Origin of the sequence: Aeromonas simiae (genome assembly GCF_000820125.1) — a bacterium.
Taxonomy (GTDB): Bacteria; Pseudomonadota; Gammaproteobacteria; order Enterobacterales; family Aeromonadaceae; genus Aeromonas; species Aeromonas simiae.
This window is the reverse complement of the sequence record NZ_CDBY01000099.1, coordinates 37,719-38,068: the sequence shown is the minus strand read 5'-3', so window position 1 is coordinate 38,068 and position 350 is coordinate 37,719. Positions and strand designations below refer to the sequence as shown.

General features: G+C 59.1%; 1 protein-coding gene. It reads left to right on the top strand.

What is annotated here, in order from left to right:
• Window positions 1-105 precede the first annotated feature (105 nt).
• Window positions 106-350, top strand: a 245-nt coding sequence (locus tag BN1134_RS20120; protein WP_042049068.1) for a hypothetical protein, incomplete at its 3' end; no start/stop codon positions are given.

Below are 350 nucleotides of genomic sequence, written 5' to 3'. Positions count from 1 at the left end.
GGCAGAAATGGGGAGTGGGGCACAGAAGTGAGCACAGGGGGGTTGGCAGTGCGGCATCATGACGTTAAGGTGCTAAAAAATACCTATAAGGAGATAAGTATTATGATGGAACTGTCCTCTCTGTTCTCCCGCCTTGGCGATGTGGTCGAGCGTATGCCCGAGCAGTTCACCACCTACGATCTGGTGCAGCGTTTCGCCCACCTCTATCCGGCCGACTACTTTGCCGCCGGCCACGAGCTGGCACAGCAGACCCCGCAGGAGGCGCTCAAGGTGCTTCATCAGGGGATAGGGCAGTGGCTGAGCAGCAGCGACAGGGTGATCGAGGGGGCGCATCTGCCCTGTGTCACCCC